20 protein-coding genes are annotated in these 24343 nt (G+C 64.7%); 10 read left to right on the top strand and 10 right to left on the bottom strand.

All coding sequences use genetic code 11. From position 1 onward, the window contains the following. Positions 1 to 40: 40 nt before the first annotated feature. Together nfsB and ACFFJK_RS10335 are read right to left on the bottom strand one after the other, a co-directional pair. Positions 41 to 694, bottom strand: a complete 654-nt coding sequence (gene nfsB, locus ACFFJK_RS10340) for an oxygen-insensitive NAD(P)H nitroreductase (protein WP_379679045.1) — start codon at positions 692 to 694, stop codon at positions 41 to 43. Between the two features lie 17 nt (positions 695 to 711). Next, positions 712 to 1719, bottom strand: coding sequence for a zinc-binding alcohol dehydrogenase family protein (locus tag ACFFJK_RS10335; protein ID WP_379679044.1), 1008 nt, complete (start codon positions 1717 to 1719; stop codon positions 712 to 714). A 100-nt stretch (positions 1720 to 1819) separates the two neighbouring features. On the opposite strand from ACFFJK_RS10335, the gene ACFFJK_RS10330 reads away from it, so the two are divergent. Next, the gene (locus ACFFJK_RS10330) at positions 1820 to 2722 is read left to right on the top strand and encodes a LysR family transcriptional regulator (RefSeq protein ID WP_379679043.1); all 903 of its coding nucleotides are present in this window, start codon (positions 1820 to 1822) and stop codon (positions 2720 to 2722) included. A gap of 10 nt (positions 2723 to 2732) precedes the next feature. On the opposite strand, the gene ACFFJK_RS10325 is transcribed toward ACFFJK_RS10330, so the two are convergent. Beyond that, on the bottom strand, positions 2733 to 3791 hold the full coding sequence (locus ACFFJK_RS10325) for an NAD(P)H-dependent flavin oxidoreductase (RefSeq protein ID WP_379679042.1): 1059 nt from the start codon (positions 3789 to 3791) through the stop codon (positions 2733 to 2735). Positions 3792 to 3842: 51 nt separating this feature from the next. Further along, on the bottom strand, positions 3843 to 4460 hold the full coding sequence (locus ACFFJK_RS10320; protein WP_379679041.1) for a LysE/ArgO family amino acid transporter: 618 nt from the start codon (positions 4458 to 4460) through the stop codon (positions 3843 to 3845). A gap of 105 nt (positions 4461 to 4565) precedes the next feature. Here ACFFJK_RS10320 and ACFFJK_RS10315 point away from each other — a divergent pair, with 105 nt between their 5' ends. Beyond that, the gene (locus ACFFJK_RS10315) at positions 4566 to 5459 is read left to right on the top strand and encodes a LysR family transcriptional regulator ArgP (protein WP_379679040.1); all 894 of its coding nucleotides are present in this window, start codon (positions 4566 to 4568) and stop codon (positions 5457 to 5459) included. Here ACFFJK_RS10315 and ACFFJK_RS10310 read toward each other — a convergent pair. Continuing rightward, complete coding sequence (locus tag ACFFJK_RS10310) at positions 5451 to 5906, bottom strand: hypothetical protein (RefSeq protein WP_379679039.1); 456 nt, start codon at positions 5904 to 5906, stop codon at positions 5451 to 5453. The two genes, ACFFJK_RS10315 and ACFFJK_RS10310, sit on opposite strands and share 9 nt — an antisense overlap. Positions 5907 to 6043: 137 nt before the next feature. Further along, the gene (locus ACFFJK_RS10305; RefSeq protein WP_379679038.1) at positions 6044 to 8317 is read right to left on the bottom strand and encodes a PhoX family protein; all 2274 of its coding nucleotides are present in this window, start codon (positions 8315 to 8317) and stop codon (positions 6044 to 6046) included. A 158-nt stretch (positions 8318 to 8475) separates the two neighbouring features. Here ACFFJK_RS10305 and ACFFJK_RS10300 point away from each other — a divergent pair, with 158 nt between their 5' ends. Beyond that, on the top strand, positions 8476 to 11196 hold the full coding sequence (locus tag ACFFJK_RS10300) for a PAS domain-containing hybrid sensor histidine kinase/response regulator (protein WP_379679037.1): 2721 nt from the start codon (positions 8476 to 8478) through the stop codon (positions 11194 to 11196). A gap of 15 nt (positions 11197 to 11211) precedes the next feature. Here the strand turns inward: ACFFJK_RS10300 and ACFFJK_RS10295 are convergent, their stop codons facing one another. Continuing rightward, positions 11212 to 11559, bottom strand: a complete 348-nt coding sequence (locus tag ACFFJK_RS10295) for a YnfA family protein (RefSeq protein WP_379679036.1) — start codon at positions 11557 to 11559, stop codon at positions 11212 to 11214. Between the two features lie 131 nt (positions 11560 to 11690). On the opposite strand from ACFFJK_RS10295, the gene ACFFJK_RS10290 reads away from it, so the two are divergent. Beyond that, positions 11691 to 12167 carry a DUF2750 domain-containing protein gene (locus ACFFJK_RS10290; protein WP_379679035.1) on the top strand — a complete coding sequence of 159 codons (477 nt, stop codon included), beginning with the start codon at positions 11691 to 11693 and terminating at the stop codon, positions 12165 to 12167. A gap of 24 nt (positions 12168 to 12191) precedes the next feature. On the opposite strand, the gene tssG is transcribed toward ACFFJK_RS10290, so the two are convergent. From tssG to tssE, 3 genes are read right to left on the bottom strand one after another with little or no spacing between them, the layout of a single operon-like run. After that, positions 12192 to 13283, bottom strand: coding sequence for a type VI secretion system baseplate subunit TssG (tssG, locus tag ACFFJK_RS10285; protein ID WP_379679034.1), 1092 nt, complete (start codon positions 13281 to 13283; stop codon positions 12192 to 12194). After that, a complete protein-coding gene (gene tssF, locus ACFFJK_RS10280) occupies positions 13247 to 15091 on the bottom strand; it encodes a type VI secretion system baseplate subunit TssF (protein ID WP_379679033.1) in 1845 nt (614 codons plus the stop codon). Before tssF ends, tssG begins: the two co-directional genes overlap by 37 nt. 1 nt (position 15092) lies before the next feature. Further along, positions 15093 to 15593 (bottom strand): type VI secretion system baseplate subunit TssE, encoded by a 501-nt coding sequence (gene tssE / locus ACFFJK_RS10275; protein WP_379679032.1) that lies wholly within the window; start codon positions 15591 to 15593, stop codon positions 15093 to 15095. Positions 15594 to 15754: 161 nt separating this feature from the next. On the opposite strand from tssE, the gene tssK reads away from it, so the two are divergent. Genes tssK through ACFFJK_RS10245 form a run of 6 tightly spaced genes read left to right on the top strand, consistent with a single transcriptional unit; the run spans position 15755 to position 24340 of the window. After that, positions 15755 to 17095, top strand: a complete 1341-nt coding sequence (gene tssK / locus ACFFJK_RS10270; protein WP_379679031.1) for a type VI secretion system baseplate subunit TssK — start codon at positions 15755 to 15757, stop codon at positions 17093 to 17095. Continuing rightward, positions 17092 to 19917, top strand: coding sequence for a type VI secretion system Vgr family protein (locus ACFFJK_RS10265; RefSeq protein ID WP_379679030.1), 2826 nt, complete (start codon positions 17092 to 17094; stop codon positions 19915 to 19917). Before tssK ends, ACFFJK_RS10265 begins: the two co-directional genes overlap by 4 nt. A 31-nt stretch (positions 19918 to 19948) precedes the next feature. Then, positions 19949 to 21508, top strand: a complete 1560-nt coding sequence (locus ACFFJK_RS10260; RefSeq protein ID WP_379679029.1) for a hypothetical protein — start codon at positions 19949 to 19951, stop codon at positions 21506 to 21508. 28 nt (positions 21509 to 21536) lie between these two features. Continuing rightward, positions 21537 to 22637, top strand: coding sequence for a hypothetical protein (locus tag ACFFJK_RS10255; protein WP_379679028.1), 1101 nt, complete (start codon positions 21537 to 21539; stop codon positions 22635 to 22637). 41 nt (positions 22638 to 22678) lie between these two features. Next, the gene (locus ACFFJK_RS10250) at positions 22679 to 22942 is read left to right on the top strand and encodes a PAAR domain-containing protein (RefSeq protein WP_379679027.1); all 264 of its coding nucleotides are present in this window, start codon (positions 22679 to 22681) and stop codon (positions 22940 to 22942) included. A gap of 9 nt (positions 22943 to 22951) precedes the next feature. Next, positions 22952 to 24340: a hypothetical protein gene (locus ACFFJK_RS10245; protein ID WP_379679026.1), complete on the top strand. Its 1389-nt coding sequence runs from the start codon at positions 22952 to 22954 to the stop codon at positions 24338 to 24340. Positions 24341 to 24343 lie beyond the last annotated feature (3 nt).

The raw sequence follows: 24343 nt of genomic DNA, 5'->3' as shown, positions 1-24343 counted from the left end.
CCCACCGTTGACGCAGCAAGCGCCAGGTGGGGCTGACGCATCAGACGAAAGTGAACGTGACCTCTTCCGGCAGGCGCGACTTCGGCAGGCCGGCATTGAAATCCGCACCCGAGCGGTAGCCGAAGCTGGCCAGCACCACGCTGGCCAGGCCTTGCTCGTGCAGGCCGAATTCCTCGTCGAGGATCTTCTGGTCGAAGCCTTCCATCGGAGTGGCGTCGATGCCGAGCGTGGCCGCGCCCAGCAGTGCGGTGCCGAGTGCCAGGTAGACCTGCTTTTCCAGCCATTGCGGCATGTCGCGGCTGCCGTAGCGGTGCTGGCGCACGTAGCCGCGGCGGCCCGCGTCCTGGCCGGCCCGGGCGGCATCGTCGCGGAAGCGCTCGTCGCGCGCTTCCTGCGCCAGCAGGCGCTCCAGGTGGGCATCGTCCATGTCGATGCGCGAGCAGAACACGATCACGTGCGAGGCGTCGACGATCTTCGACTGGTTGTACACATAGCCGCCCTGCGCCGCCTTGGCGATACGCGCCTTGCCCTCCGGCGTGCTGGCGACGATGAAGTGCCAGGGCTGCGAATTGACCGACGAGGGGCTGTGGCGCAGCAGGCTGTAGACCTGCTGCATCAAGGCTTCGGGAATGCGGCGTTCGCTGTCGTAGGCCTTGGCGGTATGGCGCTGGCGGGCGGCGGTAAGAATATCCATTGTTTTCCTATCCTTGTTTAAAAATCTTCGAGCACGATCTTGCCGACGGCGCGTCCGCTTTCGATGAAGGCGTGCGCGCGGCGCAGGTTCTCGGCACAGATGCGGCCATAGTGCTCGCCCAGCGTGGTACGCAAGCGGCCGTCGTCGACCATCGCGGCCACGCGGTTCAGCAGCTCGTGCTGCTTGATCATGTCCGGGGTGCCGAACATCGAGCGCGTAAACATCAGTTCCCAGTGCAGCGAGATCGACTTGCGCTTGAGCGGCATGGCGTCCAGCACGGCCGGATCGTCGATCAGGGCGAACTGGCCCTGCGGGGCCAGCACCTCGATGATGCCGGCGTAATGCTGGTCGGTGTGCGTGAGGCTGATCACGATGTCCACCTGCGTCATGCCGATCGCTGCCAGCCCATCCTGCAGCGGCTTGCCGTGGTCGATCACGTGGTGGGCGCCCAGCTCGCGCACCCAGTTGCGGGTTTGCTCGCGTGATGCGGTGCCGATCACGGTCAGCCCCGTCAACTGGCGCGCCAATTGGACCAGGATCGAGCCGACGCCGCCGGCCGCGCCGATCACCAGCACCGATTTGTTAGCGCCGCCGCCCTCGTGCACCTGCAGGCGGTCGAACAGCAGTTCCCAGGCGGTGATCGCGGTCAGGGGCAGGGCGGCGGACTGCGCGAAATCGAGCAGGGCCGGCTTGCGGCCGACGATGCGCTCGTCCACGACCTGGAATTCGCTGTTCGAGCCGGGCCGCACCAGCGAGCCGGCATAGAACACCTCGTCGCCGGGCGCGAACAGGGTCACGTCGGGGCCGACCGCACGCACGATGCCGCTGGCATCCCAACCCAGCACGCGCGGCCCATCTACCGGCGCGCCCTTGCGGATCTTGGTGTCGACCGGGTTCACCGACACGGCGCGCACCTCGACCAGCAGGTCGTGCGGGCCGGGCTGCGGCATCGGCAGGTCGATGTCCTGCAGGGCGGCGGGGTCGCTGATGGGCAGGCCGTGCTGGGTATACACTACTGCTTTCATGTTAAATCTCCGTTAAGTTTTAGCTTGGCAGGATTGTAAATAACACTCTGGCCATGAAAAACCGGGCCGGAGCGATTTCACTTTCACAGCCAGAGAGAAAATGATCCGCCTAGACGACCTGGCGCTGTTCGTCCGTTCCGCCGCCCTCGGCAGCTTTTCGAAAGCCGCGCGCGAGGTCAACCTGCTGCCGGGGCAGGCCAGCGCCGCTATTCAGCGCCTCGAGCGCGAGCTCGACATCCGCCTGTTCGCGCGCTCCACCCGCAGCCTGCGCCTGACCGACGAGGGCCGGCGCTACCTGCCGTTCGCGCAGGACGCGCTGCAGGCGCTGCGCGACGGCCAGGAGGGCATGCGCGGCGATGCTGCGAGCCTGAGCGGCACCTTGCAGATCGCGGCGCCTTCGGACTTCGGCCGCAACCTGCTGCTGCCGTGGATCGCGGACTTTCGCCGCGCCCACCCGAAGCTCGACATCCAGCTGCTGGTATCGGACCAGGTGGCGGACGTGTTCCGCGACCCGGTCGACATCGCGCTGCGCTACGGCCAGATCGACGACGCCAGCTTCATTGCGCTGCCGGTGGCGCCGGCCAACCGCCGCGTGCTGGTCGCTTCGCCCGATTACATCGCCCGCCATGGGCGGCCGGACTCGCTCGACGCGCTGGCACGCCACAACTGCCTGCAATACCGCCTGCGCGGCCGCACCTACGACCGCTGGGCCTTTCCGCTGGAAGGCGCTACCCGGCTGGTTCCGGTAGCGGGCTGCCTGGTGAGCGACGACGCCGACGTGGTGCGGCGCTGGGCGCTGGCGGGCGAAGGCATCGCCTATAAATCCTGGCTCGACGTCAGCGCGGACGTGGCGCACGGACGGCTGGACGTGCTGCTGCCGGAGGTGCCGGGAGAACTGACGCCCTTGCACCTGGTCTGCCCGCACCGCAAGCAGTTCTCGCCTGCGGTGAAGCTGCTGCATGCGCTGATCGAGGAACGCTGCCGCCCCTTGATGCGCCCTTGAGAGTGTCTAATCAAGCTTCCTCCATCTCGGCCGCCAGGGTGGCGACCAGTTCGGCGGCCGGCATGCTGCGCGCCTGGGCGAAATGCGTGCCGCCCCAGTTGACGGAATAGTCCTGGCTGCCCGCGGCGCAGGCTGCCGCGTGCAGCGCCTTGGCGGCGTCGTAGGCGATCGGGTAGTCGGGAATCGGCGGGTGGCCGTCGGCGCCGATCTCCGTGAACAGGCGGTTGACGATGCCGCGCGCCGGCCGGCCCGAGATCACCGGCGTCAGTTCGGTGCGCAGTCCGGCGCCTTGGGCGATCAGGGCGCGGTGGTGTGGCGGCGCCGACGACTCCGGACAGGCGATGAAGGCGCTGCCCATCTGGACCGCGCTGGCGCCATGATACAGCGCGGTGCGGATCATGCGGCCGTCCATGATGCCGCCGGCGGCGACCAGCGGCAGCTTGACCTTGCCGGCCAGCTGCTCCAGCAGCGCGAGCGTGGGCAGCGCCGGGTCGGGCCGGGTGGGATCGAACATGCCACGGTGTCCGCCCGCCTCGATGCCTTGCGCGACGATCACGTCGATGCCGGCAGCTTCGATCTGCAGCGCTTCCTCGAGCGAGGTGGCGGTGGTGAACAGGACGATGCCGGCCGACTTCAAGGCGTCGATGTGCACCTGTCCCGGCAGGCCGAAATGAAAACTGACGACGGCCGGGCGCTCTTCCAGCAGGAGGTCGAACATCGCGTCGTCGGCCAGGAAGCTGCGGTAGATCTCGTGCAGCGCGCTTGGGGGCTGGGCGCCGAACCGGGCGAAATGCGGGCGCAGCCAGTCGAGCCACGCCGCTTCGCGCGCCGGGTCGGATTGCGCCGCTGCATGGGTGAACACGTTGACGTTGAAGGGGCGGCTGGTTTGTTCGCGCACGGCGGCGATGGCGCTTCTCGCCTGCTGCGGCGTGCTGGTCCCGACCGCGATCGAGCCGAGCCCGCCCGCTTCGGAGACGGCGGCGGCCAGCGCCGGTGTCGACACACCCGCCATCGGGGCCTGGATGATGGGGTGGCGGATGTTCAGCATCGTCAGCAGGTCGTGTCGCATGGTCGGCTCCGGCAGTCAAGTCAGGATACGAGTATAGCCAGAGGCGGCCAGTTACGCGCTCCGCACCAGCAGCCAGGCCAGCACCAGCATCAAGGATCCGGTGAATGCCTCGATCGCGCGCCACACGGCCGGACGGCCGAGCACGGACGCGAAGCGCCGCGCACCGAGGCCGAGGGCCGAAAACCACAGCACCGAGGCCGTCATCGCCCCCAGCGCGAAGGACGGGCGCGCGTCGCCGCCCAGGCTGCTGCCGACGGCGCCGAGCAGCACCACGGTATCGAGGTAGACGTGCGGGTTGAGCAGCGACAGCGCCAGCACGGTGGCCAGGGCGCGCCCCAGTGTCTGTACCTGCTGGTCGCCGGACAGCTCGAGGGAAGCGCCGCCGCGCAGGCTGCTCTTCCAGCAGCGCCAGCCATACCAGACGAGGAAGGCGGCGCCGCCGTAGCGCGCCGCGGCCAGCAGCAGCGGCGAGGCTTCGACCAGCGCGCCCAGCCCGGACATGCCGAGCGCGATCAAGGCCACGTCCACCACGATGCAGGCGGCCACCGTGGCCAGCACGTGTTCGCCGCGCACGCCGGTGCGGATCACGTGCGCGTTCTGCGCGCCGATGGCCATGATCAGGCTGGCGCCCAGTCCGAGGCCCTGCAGGAAAACCTGTTGAGAAAACATAAAAAAATCCTGTGCGAAAGCCGACATGCTCGCCGCTGGCGGGCCATAATTCAAATATATTTATCTTTTCTAAATCCAGTTAAGCAAAACTGAATCAGGGGCAGCATGAAGATCGATCCGCGCCGCAGCGCCGCGTTTATTGCCGCCGTCGATACCGGCAGCCTGGAACTGGCGGCGGCGCAATTGGCCCTGTCGCCTTCCGCCGTCTCGCAGCGCATTGCGGCGCTGGAGCAGGATTTCGGCACCCCGCTGCTGGTGCGCAGCCGGCCCTGCCGCCCGACCGGGCCGGGCACGCGCCTGCTGCAGTACCTGCGCCGCTCGACCTTGCTGGAATCGGAATTCCTGGCCGAGATGGGGATGGATGCCGGTCCGGCGCGGGTGGCGCTGGCAGTCAACAACGACACCCTGGCCACCTGGCTGCTGCCGGTGCTGGCACCGATCCTGCAGGAGGAAGCGCTGCTGGTCGAATTCGTGCTCGACAACCAGGGCCACACTTTTTCTCTGCTGGAACAGGGCCGGGTGGTGGCCTGCATCTCGGGAGAAGCCACGCCCATGCACGGCTGCACAGCCAGCGCACTGGGCGCGATGCGCTACCGGATGGTGGCCGCGCAGGATTTTGCCAGGCAGTGGTTCGCCGACGGCTTCCACCGCGAGACGGCGCGGCGCGCGCCGGTGGTGGTGTTCGACCGCAAGGATTCGCTGCAGTCCGCCTTCCTGTTGAAACACTTCGGTTTGCCGGAAGGCGCCTATCCCTTCCACTACGTGCCGGCCAGCGATCCGTTCGCGCAGGCGATCCGCTTCGGCATGGGCTACGGCTTGCTGCCGCTGGAGCAGTGCGAAGCGATGCTGGCCGACGGCAGCATGGTGGACCTGGCGCCGCACCTGCACGTGGACGTGCCGCTGTACTGGCACGCGTGGCGCATCCAGCCGCCGCGCCTGGAGCGCATGGGCGCGGCGCTGCTGAAGGCCGCGCGTGCGGTACTGTTGCCGCTACCTTGAGACGCGCACCAGGGTCAGCGCGGGTTTCTGGACCGGCTGCGGCCGCGGCGCACCCTCCACCGGCAGCCATTGCGCCACGCCCCAGAACAGTTCCGGGATGAGGAATAGCCAGACCAGTGGCAGGCCGCCCTGCAGCAGCGCCCAGGTCATCCAGGCCGCAAACAGGAAGCGTCCGGCGCCGTCGTAGCGGCCCAGCGCCAGGGTCGGTTCGCCCAGGCGCGTAAACGACCACAGCATGACGAGGGTCCCCATCAGGCAGGTGATCAGGACGTGCACGAGCGCGAAGGGCGGCAGCGGCTCGCCTCCCATCCAGACGTTAATGTTCGATAACTGCTCATAGAACAGCGTGAAGGTCCACGGTGTCGCGAATGCCGCAGTGAAGAAGATGTCGAACAATGCGCTGGCGCGCGTGATGCGGTAATAGGTGCTCAATGAAAGCGTCGGCATGGCGTGCTCCTGGCGGCTGAATTGCCCATCGACAATGCTGACATGGCGCGCGCATCGACTCCTTGCGATGGACGAAAAAAAGGCCGGACGCCTGCGCGCCCGGCCGAAAGAGACGGAGAAACTGGTAAAGCCGAAGATCAGGTGCCGATACGCCCTCCATCATTCTTGGTGATGACGATGGTGGCCGAGCGCGGGCGCTTGCCGGCGCCGTAGCCGGCATTTGCCGGCCACTGGCTGGTGTACTTGGCCGGATCGGCGGCGTTGGCAGCCAGGGTGGTCTCGCCCGGGTGCTGGATGTTCACGAACAGCGCCTTGCCGTCCGGCGTCTCGGCGATGCCGGTGATCTCGCTGCCCACCGGGCCGACCAGGAAGCGCTTCAGGGTATCCGCGGTGGCGGCCTTGCCGACATAGGTGTCCACGCTCAGGGTGCTGCCGTTGGCGCGCGGGTAGGTCAAGGTGACCTTCTTGCCGTCGCCGACCTGGCCCGGCACGCCGGCCAGCATCATGCAGTTGGTGACGTCGGTATAGGCGCCGTCGTCGGTCTGGAACCAGCAGATGCCGGTGGCGGTGCTGAAGGCCAGGCCGTCCGGGCTCGAGAAGTCCTGGTCGACAGTGAGGCCCGACAGGTTGACCGTGCCCGGCGCGGCATCGGCCTCGGCGCCGAACAGGTAGATGTCCCAGGTGAAGCCGGTGGCGGCGGAACCCGCGGCGCCTTCCCTGACCCGGATGATGTGGCCGTTCACGTTGCCCTGCTGCGCGGCCGTGCCCTTCATGTCGGTGTAGGCGCGCGGATTGGCGGCGTCCGGCGCGGACTGGCTCGATCCGCTCGGCTCGGCGCGGCGGTTGCTGTTGTTGGTCAGCGTGAAGTAAATCTCGCCGGTGGTCGGGTGCACCGAGCACCATTCCGGGCGGTCCATCTTGGTCGCGCCGACGGCGTCGCCGGCCAGGCGCGCATTCACCAGCACGTCGGCCTGGTCGGCAAACTTGTAGCCGGCATAGCCTGCGATGGCAGGGTTCGAAATCGACAGCTCGATCCACTGGCCGCTGCCGTCGGCATTGAATCTGGCGACATACAGCTTGCCGTTGTCGAGGTACTTGTCGCCGGTGGCGATGCGGTCCGCGGCGGTCGCGTCGGCGGCGGCCCAGACCGCGTTCGACACGTACTTGAAAATGTACTCGTTGCGCGAGTCGTCGCCCATGTACACGGCCAGCGGCTGGCCCACGACCAGCTTGCCGAAAGAGGCGCTCTCGTGCGCGAAGCGGCCCAGCGCGGTGCGCTTCTTGATGGCGCGGGTCTTGTCGTAGGCATCCATCTCGACGATGTAGCCCATGCCGTTCAATTCGTTGCGGTAGTCGTCGCTGCCATCCTGCGACGCGCCGGTCTTGCTGATGTTCCAGCGCGCGTACTTGTCGTCCGTACCGCCGGTCTCCCAGCCATGGCGCGAGGCGGCGCCCTGGCTGCGGCCGTAGCGGTTGAGCGAGACCACGCTCTTGTCGTCGCGCGCCGCATTGTCCGTACCGGCGCGGGTGAAGTAGCCGGCCCAGTTCTCTTCGCCCGACAGGTAGGTGTTCCACGGGGTCTTGCCGGTGCCGCAGTTGTTCAGCGTGCCGCGGATTTTGGTGCCGTTGCTGGAGTATTTGGTGACGACCAGCGCGTTGCCGCGCACCGGGCCCGACAGTTCGATGTCGGTCTGCTGGTGCACGCGGCGGTTGAAGCCCGAATCCTTCAGGTATTCCCACTTGGCGCCATTCCTGCGCACCTCGGCCACGGACAGGCCGTGCAAGGCCATTTCCTTGTCCACCTCGGCGGCCGGGCGGGGCAGGCTCATGGTGCCGCCATTGGCGTGCAGGAAGAACGAGGACAGCTTCTCGTCGGTGGTGGCTTCGTGGTTCACCGCCAGCAGGCCGCGATCGACGGCCGTGGTGGACGCGGCGCCGGTACTGGATAACGGGAAGAATTCCATGCCGTCGTGGTGGTCGCCGGCGCGGTTTTCGAAATCGGTGTCGGTGCCGTCGTTCTTGAACGCGGGCGTATTGGCGGTGAGCGGGTCGCCCAGCGCGTACAGGACGCTGGCCGTATAGCCGGCCGGAACGACGACGGTGTCCGCCAGGCTCTTGGAGACGGCGGTAAAGCCCAGCAGTTTTTCCGGCGGCGGCGTGGTAGCGACCGGCGGGGTGGACGGGGTCGGGGCGACCGGAGCGGTGACGGTGTCGTTGCTCGAGCCGCCGCAAGCGCTCAGGCCCAGGGCGCCCAGCATGGCGCTGGCGGCCGATGCGGCGCCGCCGCGCAGCAGGCTGCGGCGGCTCAGGCGGGCTTCGAGGACAGTGCTGAAGTGTTCGTTCGACGAAACGTTCGTATCGATGTCGTCATGGTCGACAGGGATGCGGGCGAGGTCGGTCGGCTTGTTCACGGATAATCCTGATGGTTGTTAGGAAAGTCCGTGCATGGTAGGGAGCGAAGATGACGGCCCCGTGACGTTTCCATAACAATTTCGTGACAATTCGAGCTGGCTTGCGCCACCCGGCCCGACGGTGCATATATACTGCCGCGAACGAACAAGGACACCCCATGCAGGAGACCCGCAGCCCCGCTCCGGCGCTTGACCCGGCCACCTTCGGCCGCCAACTCTTCGAAGCCAGCCCCGACTGCGTCAAGCTGCTTGACGCGCAAGGACGCATCGTCGCCATGAACCTCAACGGCTTGTGCGCGATGGAGCTCGCCAGTTTCGATGCGGTACGCGGCAGCGTGTGGAAAACCCTGTGGCCCACGGACAGCCAGGCAGGCATCGACGCCGCCCTGGAGGCTGCCCGCGCCGGCGGCGTCGGGCGCTTCCGCGGGTTCTGCCCGACCGCGTGCGGCACGCCGAAATGGTGGGAAGTCACCATCACGTCCATCGGCGAGGCCGGCGCACCGGCCACCGGACTGCTGGCGGTGTCGCGTGACGTCACCGAGCAATTGCAGGCCGAGGCCGAGCGCGAGCGCCTGCTGCGCCAGCTCAGCGCTGCCAATCAGCGCATGGAAGACGTGTTCCGGCAGGCGCCGGCTTTCATGTGCGTGCTCAACGGACCGCAACATGTCTTCGAGATGGTCAACGACCGCTATTTGCAGCTCATAGGCAACCGAAATCCGGTCGGCCTTTCCGTGCTCGACGCCTTGCCCGAAGTCGACGGACAGGGATTCATTGAACTGCTCGACAAGGTGTACCAGACCGGCGAGCCGTTCGAAGGCACCGACCTGCCGGTCATGCTCCAGCGCCACCAGGACGCGCCGCTCGAGCAGCGGTTCGTCGATCTGGTTTTCCTGGTGCTGCGCGACGGCGAAGGCAGGAGCACCGGTGTCCTGGTGCACGGCGTCGACCAGACCGAGCGCAAGCTGGCCGAACGCAAGCTGTACGAAAGCCGCGAGCGTTTCGAGAAGATCGTCAGCCAGGCCGCCACCGGCGTGGTCCAGATGGACCCAGAAGGCCGGATCACCCTCGTCAACCAGAAGTACTGCGAGATGGTAGGACGGACCGAAGCGGAACTGCTGGGTGCCAGCGTGCTCGACGTCACCGCGCCCGATTCGCTCCCGGTGACGCTGGACGCGGTACAGCGCCTTGCCGCCGGCGAGAACAGCGTCATCGTGGACAAGCATTACCTGCGCCGCGACGGCACCCGCCTGCCGGCCACCAGCAGCGTCAATGCGCTGCGCGGCCCGGACGGCGAATTCCAGGGCCTGGTCGCGATCGTGGTCGACACTACCGACAGCAAGCGCGCGGCAGAGAAGCTGCGCGCCAGCGAGGAGCGCTACCGCACCCTGTTCGAGTCGGTGGACCAGGGTTTCTGCATCCTCGAGATGATCTTCGACGCGCAGGAGCGGCCGGTCGACTACCGCTTCCTCGAGATGAACCCGATGTTCGAGCAGCACACCGGCTTGCGCAACGCCGTGGGCCGCACCGCGAAGGAGCTGATCCCCACGCTCGACAGCTTCTGGTTCGAGACCTATGGCCGCGTGGCGCGCAGCGGCGAGCCGGTGCGCTTCGAGAACGAGGCGCCGGCGATGCAGCGCTGGTTCGACGTGTATGCCACCCGCCTCGGCGGGCCGGGCAGCCGGCGCGTGGCCCTGCTGTTCAGCGACATCACCCGGCGCAAGGAATCCGAAGCCACGCTGCGCAAGCTGGCCAGCGACCTGGCCGAGGCGGACCGGCGCAAGACCGAATTCCTGGCCACGCTGGCGCACGAGCTGCGCAACCCGCTGGCGCCGATCCGCAGCGGCCTGGGTGTCATGCGCCTGAAGGGCGACAGCCCCGCCGTGGTGGCGCGCGTGCGCGAGATGATGGAGCGCCAGGTGGGCCACATGGTGCACCTGATCGACGACCTGCTCGACATTGCCCGCATCAGCGGCGGCAAGCTCGAGCTCAAGAAGGAGCGCGCCGACCTGAAGGACGTGCTGGCCAACGCCGTCGAGACCAGCCTGCCGCTGATCGAGGCCGGGCGGCACGCGTTGACGGTAGACCTGCCGGACGGGCCGGTGCCGGCCGACATCGACGTGACCCGCATTGCCCAGGTCGTGGCCAACCTGCTCAACAACGCCGCCAAGTACACGCCGCCGGGCGGGCGTATCGGCCTGTCGCTGCGTGCCGAAGACCGCGAGGCGAGCATTGCCGTCTCCGACAACGGCATCGGCATCCCGCAGGAAGCCCTGGCGTCCGTGTTCGAGATGTTCAGCCAGGTCGGCCAGCACATCGACCGTGCCCAGGGCGGCCTCGGGATCGGCCTGTCGCTGGTGCGGCGCCTGGTGGAGATGCACGGCGGCGCCGTCGCGGCCGCCAGCAACGGGGCGGACACGGGCAGCACCTTCACGGTGCGCCTGCCGCTGGCAGCCACTGCGCACGATGCCGGTGCGCTCATGCTCGCCACCGCGTCCACGGTGGGCAGCGCTGCCGACGGCACCCGGATCCTGGTCGTGGACGACAACGTCGATGCCGCCGTGACGCTATCGATGATCCTGGAAGCGTCGGGCTATACGACCGAGGTGGCGCACGGCGGCCGCGAGGCGGTGGGGCGGGCCAGGGACTTCCGGCCGCGCGTGGCCTTCCTCGACATCGGCATGCCCGGCATGGACGGCTACGAGACCGCCAGGGCGATGCGCGCCGTGCCCGGCCTGGAAGACACCACCCTGGTCGCCCTGACCGGATGGGGCGCCGAGAGCGACCGCCGCAAGTCGACCGAGGCCGGCTTCGACCATCATCTGACGAAACCGGTGCAGCTGTCGGTGGTGCAGGACCTGCTGGCGAAGCTGGCCGCGTAGCGCAGGCCCGGCGATTCAAGCCTGGCGGTGGCCGAAGGCGATGCACGCGGCGCCGCCAAGGGCCAGCGCCACGCCCAGATAGTCGCTCCACACCGGCTTGATGCCGTCCACCACGTACAGCCAGGCCAGCGCGGTGGCGATGTACACCGCGCCGTAGCTCGCGTACACGCGGCCGCTGGCGGCCGGGTGCAGCGTGAGCAGCCAGACGAAGGCGGCCAGGCTCAGGACGGCCGGCACCAGCAGCCAGATCGGGCCTTTTCCGGTCAGCCACAGCAGCGGCAGGTAGCAGCCGAGCAACTCGGCGATGGCGGTAAGAAAGAACAGGCCGCCCATGCGGCTGAAGGAAAACAGGTCGAAGCTCATTGGCGGTAGCGCATGGCGTGTGGCGTGTGGCAAGTGGCGGGCCAGCTTGTGGAAAAGCGCTATCTTATCAACAGGACGTGCCGGCCTGCGCTGGGTCATCCGGCTTGACGGCTTTGCGCCACCGATTCGCGATGTGGCGTATCCTCGCAAGGACGGCACTGGCGCCGGACATGGACGCGGTTGACGCCGCGGTGGACACCTTGAGCGAGCAAACCCTTTCTGCAATCAAACTCGGCGCGCAGCAATTGGCGGACGTCGTCACCCTGAGTGCGCCGCAGCGCTACACGCATTTCGTGCGGCAGATCGCCGAGACCGGCGAAGTGTGGGGCCTGTACCGCGACGGCTGGGCGCTGGCGAAAACCGATGACGGCACCCTGGTCTTCGCCATGTGGCCGGCCAGCGAATTCGCCGACCTGTGCGCCGAGTACGAGTGGGACGGCTACGAGCCGCAAGCCTTCCCGCTGGACGACCTGATGAACGATCTGCTTCCCCAGCTGGAAGAAGACGGCGTGCTGCCGGGCATTTTTTATACGCCCGGTGACCGCGGACTGACACCGACGGTCTACATGCTGCGGGTCGATATCGAGCGCGAACTGCAGCGCCAGTAAGCGTCCCCGGCACGCACCAGGCGCCTACAAGCCATTCAGTTCATAGCGCACGTCGCGCCGGTCTTCCGTCTGCAAGCCTTCGACCAGGTAGGCATCCCATCCCAGCCGGCCTTCGTCGCCGCCCAGGCGGACGTTGTGCACACCCGCCGCCAGCAGCACCAGCTCCACTTCGTACTCGAGCGCGACCCCGGTGAACATCGACAGCATGCTCCTCAGTGCGCGCGCCGCCTGCCCGCCGGGCAGGAAGTCGTTAAAGCCGGCACGCTCGAGCGGCCCGACCACCAGCCGCAGCCGCAGGTCGCGCTGCCAGACGCGCTCGCCGGCAATCGCTCCACGGCCCAGTACGGCATTGTCGCTGCCGAGCACGGTCTGCTGCGCGGGCGGCACCGCGTACCAGCAGCCGATGAACTGCTCGGCAACGACCTTCTGGCCGAAGTACTCGGACAGCACGCGCGCCAGCTGCACGCTGGACGCCGGACGGTGCCGGATCGAGGAAGCGAAATAGGCGAGCGACTCGTCCAGCACCGCGCCGTTCGCGCTGCCGGCCAGGCGCCTGCGCAGCGACTTGTCGCCCAGGCCCGCCAGGCTCAGCAGCAGAGGAAGAAAACCGTCCTGGCCATCGAGTTGGTATTGCAGCGCCAGCCGGTACTTGCGCCAGGCTTCATAGAACAGGGCCAGCGAACGGTTCGAGAAGGCATCGAGGAAGGCGCGTGCGCCCTCGTCCTCGACGTCTCCCTTTTGCTGTGCCTGGTGCTCGGCGATGCGCTCGGTGTAGTGGAAAGGCAGCACGCCATGTCCGCCCAGCAGGCCCATGAAGGACGGGGTCAAGCGCACGTATTTCAGGGTATTGTCGCGCAGCGCCGCTTGCAGGGCCGGCGCCGTGCGCTCGAGCTCGCGCGGCTCGGTGTGGATGGCTTCCAGCTGGCTGGCAGGAAAGCCGAGCGAGACCGAATTCTGGAAGCGCAGGAAGTTCGCCACCAGGCTTTTACTTGGCATGCCGCGGCGCCGCGCCCACAGTTCGAGCATGCGCACCGCCTGGAAATACTCGAAGCGGTACGGCTCCCGGAACAGGCGCTCGATTACAGCAGGCTCAAATCGCCGCTGCGGGGCGTGCATGTCAATAATTCTTCTCCGGTTTTGTGCGACACGACCACCAGCTGGGTGAAGCTGTTGGCATGCACGTACAGGGCAAGGAAGCGCTCGACGATCTGGGCAAAGGCATGGATGCCGCTGCCGACGAAGGCTTCTTCGTCGATGCTCAGGCGCACCTGGACACCGCGCACCAGGCAAGCGAACGGATTGCCGGCCAGCCAGGCGGTGGTGGGACGCTGGGCGATGGCCCGGATGCCGCCGATCTGGCGCTGCGAAGAAGGCGAACGCGGCAAGTCGTACAGCGCCAGCATTTCACGGAAGGCCTCGACGCCCCCCTCGGCCAGCGACAGGTGGTTGAGCGCCAGGTGCGAAATCAGGCGCCAGTGCGCCTTGTTGCCGCTGGCGAAGCGGCAGGAGCGCGTCGGCTTGCGCAGGAAGGCGATCGCGCGCACGCTCGAGCCGCCTTCCAGGAACAGGTCGCCCCCAGGCTGGCCATAGGAAAGCAGTGCGGGCAGGTCGCGGTTGGTGCAGGTGAGCTCGATGTTCAGCGTGTCGGTTTCCACTTCCGCCGGGTCGAAATCGATATCCACGATCGTCACCTGGGTTTCGAAGCCGGGACTTTTATCGACCAGCGACTCGTCGCGCCGCACCGCATAGTAGTGGCCGGCATCTTCCGGCGTCTGTGCATGGCGCAAGGAATAAAAGGGGCGGAACTGCACCAGGGTCTCGCCCTGCGGCGTCTGGCGCATCAGGGTGAGCGAATCGATGGCATAGACCTCGTAGGCAAAGGCGCGGCGCGCGTCGGCCACCACCGCATAACTGGCGGTGGTGTGCGTCATGCGGATCGGCTCGCCGCGCTGGCGGAACAGGTTGACCACCGGGGTACAGCCCAACAACACATTGTTGGTGGACAAGGTGCCGAGCATGCGCGCCAGGTTCGAATCCGAGCGCAGGCCGGCCAAAGCCAGGTGCAGCGTGAGCGTGCGCGCGTCCGGGGGTGCCGCTGCCGCGAGCGCAGCCAGGTCGATGTCGAAAAAATTGAATTTCTCGGGAAAACAAAAATACTCGGTCAGCAGGCGGTAGGCCGCATGCGAGCGTGCCGGAAAATCGATGACTGCCTCGTCCTCGTCGAAGCCGACCGCGCGCACCGGAATGGCCGGCAGCGCATGCCAGCGGCCATTGCCGCCGGCCTCGACATATGCGGCGACGCTGCGCATGAACAGCGCGTCGCGCAGGGCGGCGCAAAACGACGGTTCGCCGTCGATGAAGACCCGCAGCAGCGGCAGCGCGAGCTGTGCCAGCGTGCCTTGTTCTGCCGTGCAGGCAAGCGTCAAACTGATGCTGGACGAGGCCGTACCCGGCAATTGCACGGCCTCGGGCGCGTCGATGATCGCGGAAAAATTCGCCGCGGTGATCGCCAGCGGCGCCACGCTCACCGGGTACACGGTGCGGAAGGAGCAGGCGGCGCCGCGCACCGGCCGGGTATTGAGCTGGGTGCCGCGCGCGACGACGCTGGCGCCGGCCCCCTGCGTGGCTGCGCCACCCGCATCCATCCGCGCGATCGAGCACGAGGGGAAGGGACGCAGGTAATGCGGGTACAGCACCTCGAACAGGGCCTCGGTGAATTCCGGGTAATCGTCGTCGAGGCGCTTGGCGATGCGCGCGTTGAGCAGCGCGAACGATTCGATCATGCGCTCGGTATGCGGGTCCTCGCATACTTCGCCGCTGATCAGGAGCCGGCCGGCAATCCGCGGATAGCGCTCGGCGAATTCACGCAGGTTGCGGCGCAGGTAGCCGAGTTCGCTTTCGTAATAGGGCAGCAGCTGTTCCACGTCAGGCCCCCGCCGGCAGTGCGCGCGGCGCCTTGCCGGCCTTGCTGATGCTGTACTGCAGCGTCGACGGGGTCAGCACGGCATCGAAATTGACCGGTTCCTGCGACACGCTGGCCACCAGCACGGCGGTGATCGAGAAATTCAGGCGGTTGACGGAATCATCCCGCAGATCGAGCCGGGCGCGGATGTTGCGCAGGCGCGGTTCATGGCAGGCCACGGTCTTTTCGATGCAGTCGCAGATGTAGGCGCGGTCGGAAGGGCTCGACAGGGAACGGTCGGCAAAATCGATGAGGCCGTAATTGACCATCGAGCCGGCGCACTCCGGATAGGCTTTCAATGCACCGTCCTGGATGACCGAGCGCGTGTTGAGCAAGGCCTCGAGGTCGCGCGCGACCGTGTCCTTCAGTTCCTCGATCGTCATCCGCTGCACGGGGGCATTGCCCGGTCCGCGCGTCGGCAGCCCGAGCAGGCGGTCGAACAGGCCTGGCGTATATCCCTTCATCACGGTCCCCTTGCCACTGTCGCTTTCATGAACACGAAACGCGATGTTGCCACGCCGGCTGATGCCAACGTTTGATCAACTTCACATGGGAAACCCTTGCCAGTTGTTATGTTTCTTTGAGCGGCGTTCCACCACATTCGATCAAAGGGGAAGGCAGAGACATGACCAGCAAGGTTCTCTGGGGCGAAGGCCTGTTATTGCGTCCACAGCATTTCCAGCGGCAAGACCACTACCACGAACAGTGTCTCCACAAGGGCATCAAGGCGGTCCACCCGTATGCCTGGGGTGTGGAAGCCTTGCAGGTCGACCGTGATGCGCTGGCCAACAGCGTCCTGCGGCTGCTTGCGCTGTCGGTGCGCTTCCAGGACGGAGATTGGGTCGACGCGCCCGAGGTCGACGCGCTGCCCGACACCGTGGACCTGAGCCTGCTGCCGCCGTCGCAGCAGACGGTGACCTATTCCGTCGCGCTGCCGGGCATGAAGCCGTTCAGCGGCAACTTCACGCCCCCCGGCCAGGCCTCGAATACCGCCCGCTTCGTGCAGGCGAACCAGGACACGCCGGACCTGTATACCCAGGCCGCGCCGGTGCAACTGGCCTACCTGAGGAAATCGGTGCGCCTGGTGTCGGAATCCGAGCCGCGCGACTCCTACATCCATTTTCCGCTGCTGCGGCTGCGGCGCGCGGCGACCGGCGGCTTCGAGCTCGACGAGTCCTTCGTGCCGCCGACCCTGTCGGTCGGCGCGGCGCCGGTGCTGTTCCAGCAGCTGCGCCGGCTGCTCGACGCGCTGCAGGCCAAGGTCGGCGCCCTGTACGGCCACCAGCGCGAGCCGAGCCGCAACGTGGTCGAGTTCCGCTCGGGCGACATGTCCTCGTTCTGGCTGCTGCACACGGCCAGTTCGGCCTACGCCACCCTGACGCACCATTTCAACCATCCGGCCCTGCACCCGGAACGGCTCTACGAACAACTGCTCGACGTGGCGGGCGGCCTGATGACGTTTTCCAAGAGCTGGACCCTGGCCGACCTACCGCCTTATCAACACGACGCCCCCGGGCCCGCCTTTGCCAAGCTGCACACCATCATCCGCGAGCTGCTCGATACCGTCATCTCCTCCAAGTATTTCGCCATCGCCCTGAACGAAGTGCGGCCCTCGTACCACATCGGCATGCTCGACTCGGGCAAGATCGACGAAAAAACCACGTTCTACATTGCCGTCTCGGCGGCGATCCCGGCGCTGGAACTGGTGGACGTGGTGCCGCTGCGCTTCAAGGTCGGCGCGCCCGACGACGTGGAAAAATTCGTGCTGTCGGCGCTGCCCGGCGTGCGGCTGACCTATGCGCCGCAACTGCCGGCAGCGGTGCCGGTCCGCCCCGAAACCTGCTACTTCATCCTCGAAGCCAAGGGATCGATGTACGAGCGCATGCTCAAGGCCCAATCGATCTCGATCTATGTCCCGGCCGGCATGAAGGAGCTGCGGCTGGAACTGCTGGCAGTCGCCGCATGAAGGCGGCGCCGGACTTTGCCGCCCTGGGTGTATTCGGCACGGGCCTGGACCAGCACGCACGGCTCATCACGCTGGCCAGCGCCCAGGAAAGCGGCTTGCCCGAATCACTGGCGGTGGAACGGTTTTCCGGGGCAGAAGCCGTCAACGAACTGTTCCTGTTCGAGGTCGACGCGCTGAGCACCTCCACCGACCTCGATGTGTCCCTGTTCATCGGCGAAGAACTCACCATCGGGCTGCTCCAGCCGGACGGCGGCCGGCGCGCCTGGCACGGCCTGTGCACGGCCGCCTCCTGGCGCGGCGCGGACGGCGGTGTGGCACGCTACCGGCTGCGGCTCGAGCCGGCGCTGTCCATGCTGGCGCTGCGGCGCGACAGCTACATTTTCCAGGACAAGAACGTCCGCGAGATCGTCTGTGAATTACTTGCGGATTATCCACAGGTGCGCTTCGACTTCGACCTCACCCAGGAGCTGGTGCCACGCCCGGTCTGCACCCAGTACCGCGAAAGCGACCTGGATTTCCTGGTCCGCCTGCTGGCCTCGGAAGGGCTGAACTGGCGTTTCGAACACGACGGGGCCGACGACGGTGGGGGAAGTGCGCATGGACAGGCACGGCATCGTTTGCTCGTGTTCGACAGCAGGGCGGCGGCCCCGGGCATGCCGGGCGGTGACATCCTGCGTTTTCACGGCGTGCGCGCCACGGAAGAAGACGATGCGATCGATGGCTTCCGTGCGCGCCGCAGCGTGCAGGCGAATGCGGTGGCGATCAGCAGCTGGGATCCGGCCCAGCTGCTGGCGCCGGCGGCCGAACAGGCAACCCACCTGGACGCGGGCGCGCTGCCGCTGCTGCAGGTGCATGACGGCAGCGGGGAACGGATCGCGACCGGTCGTGGTGCCGCGCACGGCCACAGCGAGCTGATGCTGCAGGCGCTCGAGCTGGAGAACAAGATGTTCGAGGGGACGGGCGCGGTGCGCCGGCTGGCGGCAGGCCACGCTTTTTACCTGAGCCGGCATGACCGCTATCCCGACGGAGCAAACCTCTTCAAGGTGTTGTGGGTACGGCATGAAGCCCGCAACAATTTCCATACCGGGATTGCAGCAACCGTCGCGGCGCAGGTCGAAAACGGTACTTACCGCAACACCTTTGCCTGCGTGCGTGAGGTGGTACCGCTCGTTCCCCGCTTGAGCGTGGCGCCGCACCAAGCCACGGCGCCAGGCCCGCAGTGCGCCCTGGTGGTGGGCCTGGCCGACGCGGTCGCTACCACCAACCGCGATCACCAGGTACGCATCCAGTTCCCGTGGCAGCGCGGCCCCCGGCCCAACGCGGGCGGCACGGCGCACAACACGGACCCGCAAGGCTGCGCACCGGGCAACGATGCCTCCGGCACCTGGGTGCGTGTGGCGGAGGCCCTCGCCGGACCGAACTGGGGCACGGTGTTCACGCCGCGCATCGGTACCGAAGTGCTGGTCGACTTTATCGAAGGCGACATCGACCGCCCCGTGATCGTGGCCCAGCTGTACAACGGTACCGACGTGCCGCCGTTTTCTGCCGGCGTGGATTCCGGCATCAACCATGCGGGCGTGCTGTCGGGGATCCATACACGCAATGCCGACGGCAGCGGCTACAACCAGTGGCAGGTCGACGACACGACCGGGCAGTTGCGCATGCGCCTGGCCACCAGCCTCGCTGCCACGCAGCTCAATCTCGGCTACCTGATCCACCAGGAGCCCGGCACCGCCCAGCGCGGCACCTACCGCGGCAGTGGTTTTGAATTGCGCACCGATGCCTGGACGGTTATTCGCGGCGGCGAAGGCGTGCTGCTGTCCACGCGGGCCCGGCCGGCGCTCGGGAGCAGCGTCAGCTCGACCCAGATGGATGCGGCGGAAACGGTGGCGCAGTTCAAAGAGGCGCAGGACCTGGCATCCCGGCTGGGGGATGCGGCAGCCCGGCAGCAGGCGCTGTTCAGCAAGGACGCCGCACAGGCACAGACGGATTTCATCGAACGGATCGATCCGCAAGAAAAGGGAAGGTATGACGGGCCGGTCAATGGGCAAGCGGCCCATAAAACCAGGCCGGGGTCACGAGACCTGGATACCTCGCAGCCTGTGGAAAAGTTCGATTCACCGATCGTGCTGATGGATTCGGCGGCCAGCATCAACTGGGCCACGCCAGCGTCCACCGTGCTGTTTGCAGGCAAGCACCTGCACTGGACCACGCAGTCGGATCTGCACATGACGGCGGGACATACCTTCTCGTCCGTCTCCGGCGGTGCGACCAGTTTCTTTACGCATGCAGGCGGCATCCAGGCGATCGCGGCCAATGGACCGGTGTCGCTGCAGGCGCATACGGATGGGCTGGAGATTCTGGCGGACCAGGAAGTCACGGTGGTCTCGGTGAACGACTGCATCGAGATCCAGGCCAAGGAAAAGATCGTGCTGCAGGCGGGGGAATCGTCGATCACCTTGGAGGGTGGGGATATCACGCTTGCGTGTCCGGGGACGTTTTCGGTGAAGGGGGGGCAGCACCTGTTCGACAAAGGTGGCCGCCAGACTGCGAATTTGCAGGACTTGCCGAGCGACCTGACCGAGAAAGCATCCGACTGGATTTCCTTGAACTATATGGACGCAATAGTCGGCGAAGGCATTCCAGACGTCGAGTACGAGATCCACTTCGACAAAGGGCCGGTGTTGACCGGGACACTGGATCAGAACGGAAAAGCGCGTCATGAGAATGTCGACAACAAGCCGGTGAAAAAGGTGATCTACAAACCGCGCCAGCCCAAGGAAGAAAAACCGCACGATCCTTTACAAGCGCTGCTTGGTTGACTGCAGTACCCACCTGCGTCGTTAGAAAATCATGCCCGACATTAACCCGACACAAATGCGCGATGCACTTGCATGGACCACGAATGAGCAAGCACCGGAGGAAGTAAGTTCCAATCCTTGGGAATGGTTCTGGCAAGCCGTCCAGGGCGACTTCAACGAAAACCGCTCGACCGGGCAGATTGTCGTCGATGCTGCAGTATCGATGATTCCTCTGGTCGATCAGATTTGCGACGTACGCGACCTGATTGCCAACTGCAAGAAGCTCAGGCAAGACCCCTCTGACACCTGGGCGTGGGTGGCCCTTGCTCTAACGCTGATTGGGCTGATTCCTTTCCTGGGCTCCTTCGTAAAAGGTGTCCTCAAAATATTCTTTGCTTTTGTTCGCCGTGCTGGTGGGAACGCGATTGCAGAAGCGGTGGACAAGGCCATCACATGGGTTGTAGCGCTTCTGCGCCGCGAAGCGTTTCAGAAATATTTGCGTCAGCACAACATCGACGAGGTATTTACCTGGCTCGCTAACGAGATCAGGAAAGTCAAATCCAAGACCAATCCGGCAGAGCTGATCAAGGCTTTTGACTCCGCCATCGGGACGCTGCGCCAACTCGCCGGCAAGGTTTCCCACCTTCCTGTGGTTGGGCCTCGAGCAGCTCATGCCTTGGAACATGTAATGTGGGTGCGCTCGCGGGCGACCGAAGGGATTGCAAAAGTCAATCTGACCATCGACGCGATATTCGATGCGGTGATTTTGCGCTTGCTGGGAGAAACGGCATTAAGTAGGAAAGCAATTGTTAATCTAAACAATGTGCACTATCGCGGCGCTTTACCCGAAGCCACCGCAGTGACATTGATGCGACGACCACGTCCGTGTCCTAGTTGGCTTAATGAAGGAAATAAGCTTCGCTGGCGTGCGGCATTGCCACGTGATTTCAACGACATGGTGTCAGCTAAAGTTGCCGAAGGATGGCCGCCATTAACTGAGCAAGGTATTAAATCGTTTCATAAACTTGCGGCAGGCAAAATTGCGGGGCCAGCGCGTCTTATTCGCGTCTTGTCTCCGAATAGTCGCGCAATGAGCGATTGCTGGATCAGCGAAAAGGTATTCAACGAAATTCAAAATTCGGCCGATCCGCGTGCAACCTGGAGAAAGTATCTTGCCGTTTGGCCTGATTGGAACGTAAATGGACAATTCGTTGTATATGATATAAAGCCGGGCGAGACGCTGAAAGTATGGCGCGGTCCAGCGTCCGGTCAAGTCAAAGATACGCTTCCAGATAGGCACCTGGAGGGCGGATGGGAACAGATTGTATTCAACGTTAGTAGGACAGACTCGCGCAACGACACTATGCGTTATTACAAGCTCGGCGGAAAAAGCAACGACAAACTTACGAATTCGATTACTCAAGATGCTTTCGACAAGCTACCAAAATCTGAAAAGGCTCAGTATTTGGGAATTCGAGAGAAAGTAACGCACCCAAATATAAAGGGACCTTTTGAGACTGGTTGGGGCTATACCGACTTCGACGGAGTGGGCTTCGCCGAAAAAATTGGACTGCCGGCATTACCGGGGCAATTTACGTCCATGAATCTATAAAAATTACCAAACAAAGATTTTCAAACATATGAAACCCAAATTCGAACTGACGCCTTGGCAAAAAAAGCAAGCGGCTTTGCTTTACCTGTTCGCTTCTGATGAGTATCTCTATGGGCTTTTGAAGCGCGTACAAGAACTTCAGAATTTTGCTGACAGTTTACTTGACCAAAGCCGCACCGAAGGAAGGGATCTTTTTCTCAAAAGTGCGCTCTGGGGTGAGCGCGATACCAGTGAAAACTGGTCGAATCATGCTTGGTCTTTCCTAGCAGATTTTGGCCTATCAGTAGTTCGAGATATCGCTGATCGAGCCTCAGGAATTTACCACGTCACCGGTGCATATCAATGTTACCGCGGGATGTCAGAGTATTCGTTACTTTGGACTACTCCTGCCGAACAGGAAATATTTGATACGATGTTCGCATCGGTTTCGAAATACGCTTCATATATCGATGACACGATGAATACATCGGATTGTGCAGGAAGATGGAATGATTTTGGCCTATGTGTAACTTGGGAGAAGTATAAAGAAACATTCAAGAATCTACCTAAGTTCCGAGTCCGTGAAGATCTCATCTGTAAAAGCGATGATATTCCACCCAAAACTGGTGTCTACTTCTCAAGTGACTTCCCAGACGGCACACTGCAGTTCGCATGGAACGGCAACGAGTACGGGAAGCTCAGGGAGTGTGCGATTTTTAACGACCTGGGCCAGAAGGCACTTGCAGCCGTCGGTCGATCGAAACTATGGCTGGATGAAGATGCAATGCTTGCGTTTGTTCAAAAAAACGCAAAAGCCCCCGAATTATTGGAAGACTCTTTTTACGAGGACGCCTTCACTCCAAAGCTAGCACCAAGTTTCGTTGCGCGTAATGCTTTTACGTCAGCCCCATCAAAATGGTATTACGTAGAACTCATCGATGGCGAGTTCGAGCAGATCGATACTGAGGCCAATCGTGTGGAACTTGAAGAACAACGAGTCGAGGCGTATAAGCCATGTGAGGCCAGCGGTTTCTATTTTACCCCGGCATCTTCAAATTCACGCCGATACTTCACACGAGGGGAAATCTTTCCAGCGGTAAGTTCAGTGTATGGAAATACCATATGGCAGTGGGATGAAAATCAGCAATAAATAAGGCGTATTCGCGATACCAACGCGTTCTTGGAGAACTCATGGCAGGTCCATTAATCACGCTCGGCGATACAACATCACACGGAGGCACCGTCATCGAAGCCTCCCCGCACAGCGATACAGGCGGCAAAGCAATCGCCCGGATGGGCGACAAAACGGTGTGCCCCAAACACGGGCCGAGCCCGATCGTCAGCGGCGACGCGACCCTGATCATCGACGGCAAGCCGGCAGCGCGCCACGGCGACAAGACCGCCTGCGGCGCTACCCTGGTCGCCGGGCAGCAAGCAACGATCGACAATCTCTAGACGACAGCCATGACCGCCATTTCAACCGCGCCAGCACGCCAACCTGCCGACTGGCTCAAGCTCGGCGCCATCGTCGTGACAACCTTCGTTGTCTGCTGGGCAGCCATGATCGGCTACTGGCATGCGGTCGATCATCGTCCTGATACGCTCGACCTCGCATTGACACTGCTCCTTCCCTTGAGCCTGTTGCTCGCCTTCTGGGCTGTACATAAGACGCTTGCCGCCCGGGCAGCAGTTCCGGCTGCCGGCACATCGACGCCCGCCTCCTCCTTGCCCGCAGCCGAGATACCGGCCGCGCCTGTGCTGGCGGTCATTGCCACGGCCCTTCGTTCTCCCCACGGCAGCTCGGCGCAAGAACTCGCCGAAGCCATTGCCGAGAACGAAGCGCGCGCGGACCTGGACAAGGAGCTTGTGGACGACAACGGATTTCCGGTCATGACCGCGCGCTGCGATGATGCACGCGACGAAGCATTGCAGGATGAAATTGCCGAATGGCTGGCCGCCCGGGGAGTGCCCGTCATCCTGCGCGATGAACAATGGCGCGCGCTCACCCTGGCAACTGGCGTGGCGAGCGAACTGGCCAGCCTGGCCACCGACTTCATGCCATCCGAAGGAAAGCCGCCGATGCTTCAGTTGCGGGTGCTGCTGCCCGATGACTGGCCGCTGGATGTGCGCCGTGCGGCGACGATGTGGCTCGGGCATACCGTCGGCCAGTACGGCTGGCCGGAAGCGGCCATCGCTACGCCGGAGGTAACGGAACAACTTCCGACCCCGGCAGCCATGCTGATGCAATTGGTGCCCGCCGCATCGACGGGCACTGCGCCCCTGGTGGCGATCGTGATCTCCTGTGCGTCCCTGATCGGACAGGAAAGCGTGGACCGGCTGGCGGCGAGTGCATCGCTGTTCAGCTCTTCCGGGTCGCGTGGCCAGATTCCAGGTGAAGGGGCTGCCGGATTGCTGCTGACCGACCTGCAGCAGGCGCAAGCGCACAACAGCGACTTCGCTTTGCTGGGCCCGCTCTCGGAGCGCCGCCGCGACAGCGCTGCCGATGATGCCCGGCGAATTGATTCGGCGCTGCTGCTGGCGCTGGCGGAGCAGGTCGGCAAAGCCGGCAAGGTCGAGCTGGCGGAGATCGGCATGGTGGTCGCCGACACCGCGCACCGGCCCAACCGCGCGCTCGAGTTGATGGGACTGGGGGCGCCGGCAATTCCGCAGGTGGATGCGGCCGACGACATCATCCGCATCGGCCTCGGCAGCGGAAGCTGCGGCGCCGTGCCGTTCGTGACGGTGCTGGCGCTGGGCCGGCACTTTGCGCGCGAACGCAACGCGCCGGTCCTGTGCGTCAGCAACGAAGACCCGTACCTGCGCAGCGTCGCACTGGTACGGCCCGCCGCATGACGC

This window comes from Massilia consociata (assembly GCF_042432755.1).
GTDB lineage: Bacteria > Pseudomonadota > Gammaproteobacteria > Burkholderiales > Burkholderiaceae_D > Telluria > Telluria consociata.
The sequence above is the reverse complement of the archived record's forward strand: the minus strand, read 5'-3'. Positions and strand labels throughout refer to the sequence as shown.

What these genes read in the sequence shown, in the direction of transcription:
- nfsB (WP_379679045.1), bottom strand. Translation starts at nt 694, where the DNA reads ATGGATATTCTTACCGCCGCCCGCCAGCGCCATACCGCCAAGGCCTAC.
- ACFFJK_RS10335 (WP_379679044.1), bottom strand. Translation starts at nt 1,719, where the DNA reads ATGAAAGCAGTAGTGTATACCCAGCACGGCCTGCCCATCAGCGACCCC.
- ACFFJK_RS10330 (WP_379679043.1), top strand. Translation starts at nt 1,820, where the DNA reads ATGATCCGCCTAGACGACCTGGCGCTGTTCGTCCGTTCCGCCGCCCTC.
- ACFFJK_RS10325 (WP_379679042.1), bottom strand. Translation starts at nt 3,791, where the DNA reads ATGCGACACGACCTGCTGACGATGCTGAACATCCGCCACCCCATCATC.
- ACFFJK_RS10320 (WP_379679041.1), bottom strand. Translation starts at nt 4,460, where the DNA reads ATGTTTTCTCAACAGGTTTTCCTGCAGGGCCTCGGACTGGGCGCCAGC.
- ACFFJK_RS10315 (WP_379679040.1), top strand. Translation starts at nt 4,566, where the DNA reads ATGAAGATCGATCCGCGCCGCAGCGCCGCGTTTATTGCCGCCGTCGAT.
- ACFFJK_RS10310 (WP_379679039.1), bottom strand. Translation starts at nt 5,906, where the DNA reads ATGCCGACGCTTTCATTGAGCACCTATTACCGCATCACGCGCGCCAGC.
- ACFFJK_RS10300 (WP_379679037.1), top strand. Translation starts at nt 8,476, where the DNA reads ATGCAGGAGACCCGCAGCCCCGCTCCGGCGCTTGACCCGGCCACCTTC.
- ACFFJK_RS10295 (WP_379679036.1), bottom strand. Translation starts at nt 11,559, where the DNA reads ATGAGCTTCGACCTGTTTTCCTTCAGCCGCATGGGCGGCCTGTTCTTT.
- ACFFJK_RS10290 (WP_379679035.1), top strand. Translation starts at nt 11,691, where the DNA reads ATGTGGCGTATCCTCGCAAGGACGGCACTGGCGCCGGACATGGACGCG.
- tssG (WP_379679034.1), bottom strand. Translation starts at nt 13,283, where the DNA reads ATGCACGCCCCGCAGCGGCGATTTGAGCCTGCTGTAATCGAGCGCCTG.
- tssE (WP_379679032.1), bottom strand. Translation starts at nt 15,593, where the DNA reads ATGAAGGGATATACGCCAGGCCTGTTCGACCGCCTGCTCGGGCTGCCG.
- tssK (WP_379679031.1), top strand. Translation starts at nt 15,755, where the DNA reads ATGACCAGCAAGGTTCTCTGGGGCGAAGGCCTGTTATTGCGTCCACAG.
- ACFFJK_RS10265 (WP_379679030.1), top strand. Translation starts at nt 17,092, where the DNA reads ATGAAGGCGGCGCCGGACTTTGCCGCCCTGGGTGTATTCGGCACGGGC.
- ACFFJK_RS10260 (WP_379679029.1), top strand. Translation starts at nt 19,949, where the DNA reads ATGCCCGACATTAACCCGACACAAATGCGCGATGCACTTGCATGGACC.
- ACFFJK_RS10255 (WP_379679028.1), top strand. Translation starts at nt 21,537, where the DNA reads ATGAAACCCAAATTCGAACTGACGCCTTGGCAAAAAAAGCAAGCGGCT.
- ACFFJK_RS10250 (WP_379679027.1), top strand. Translation starts at nt 22,679, where the DNA reads ATGGCAGGTCCATTAATCACGCTCGGCGATACAACATCACACGGAGGC.
- ACFFJK_RS10245 (WP_379679026.1), top strand. Translation starts at nt 22,952, where the DNA reads ATGACCGCCATTTCAACCGCGCCAGCACGCCAACCTGCCGACTGGCTC.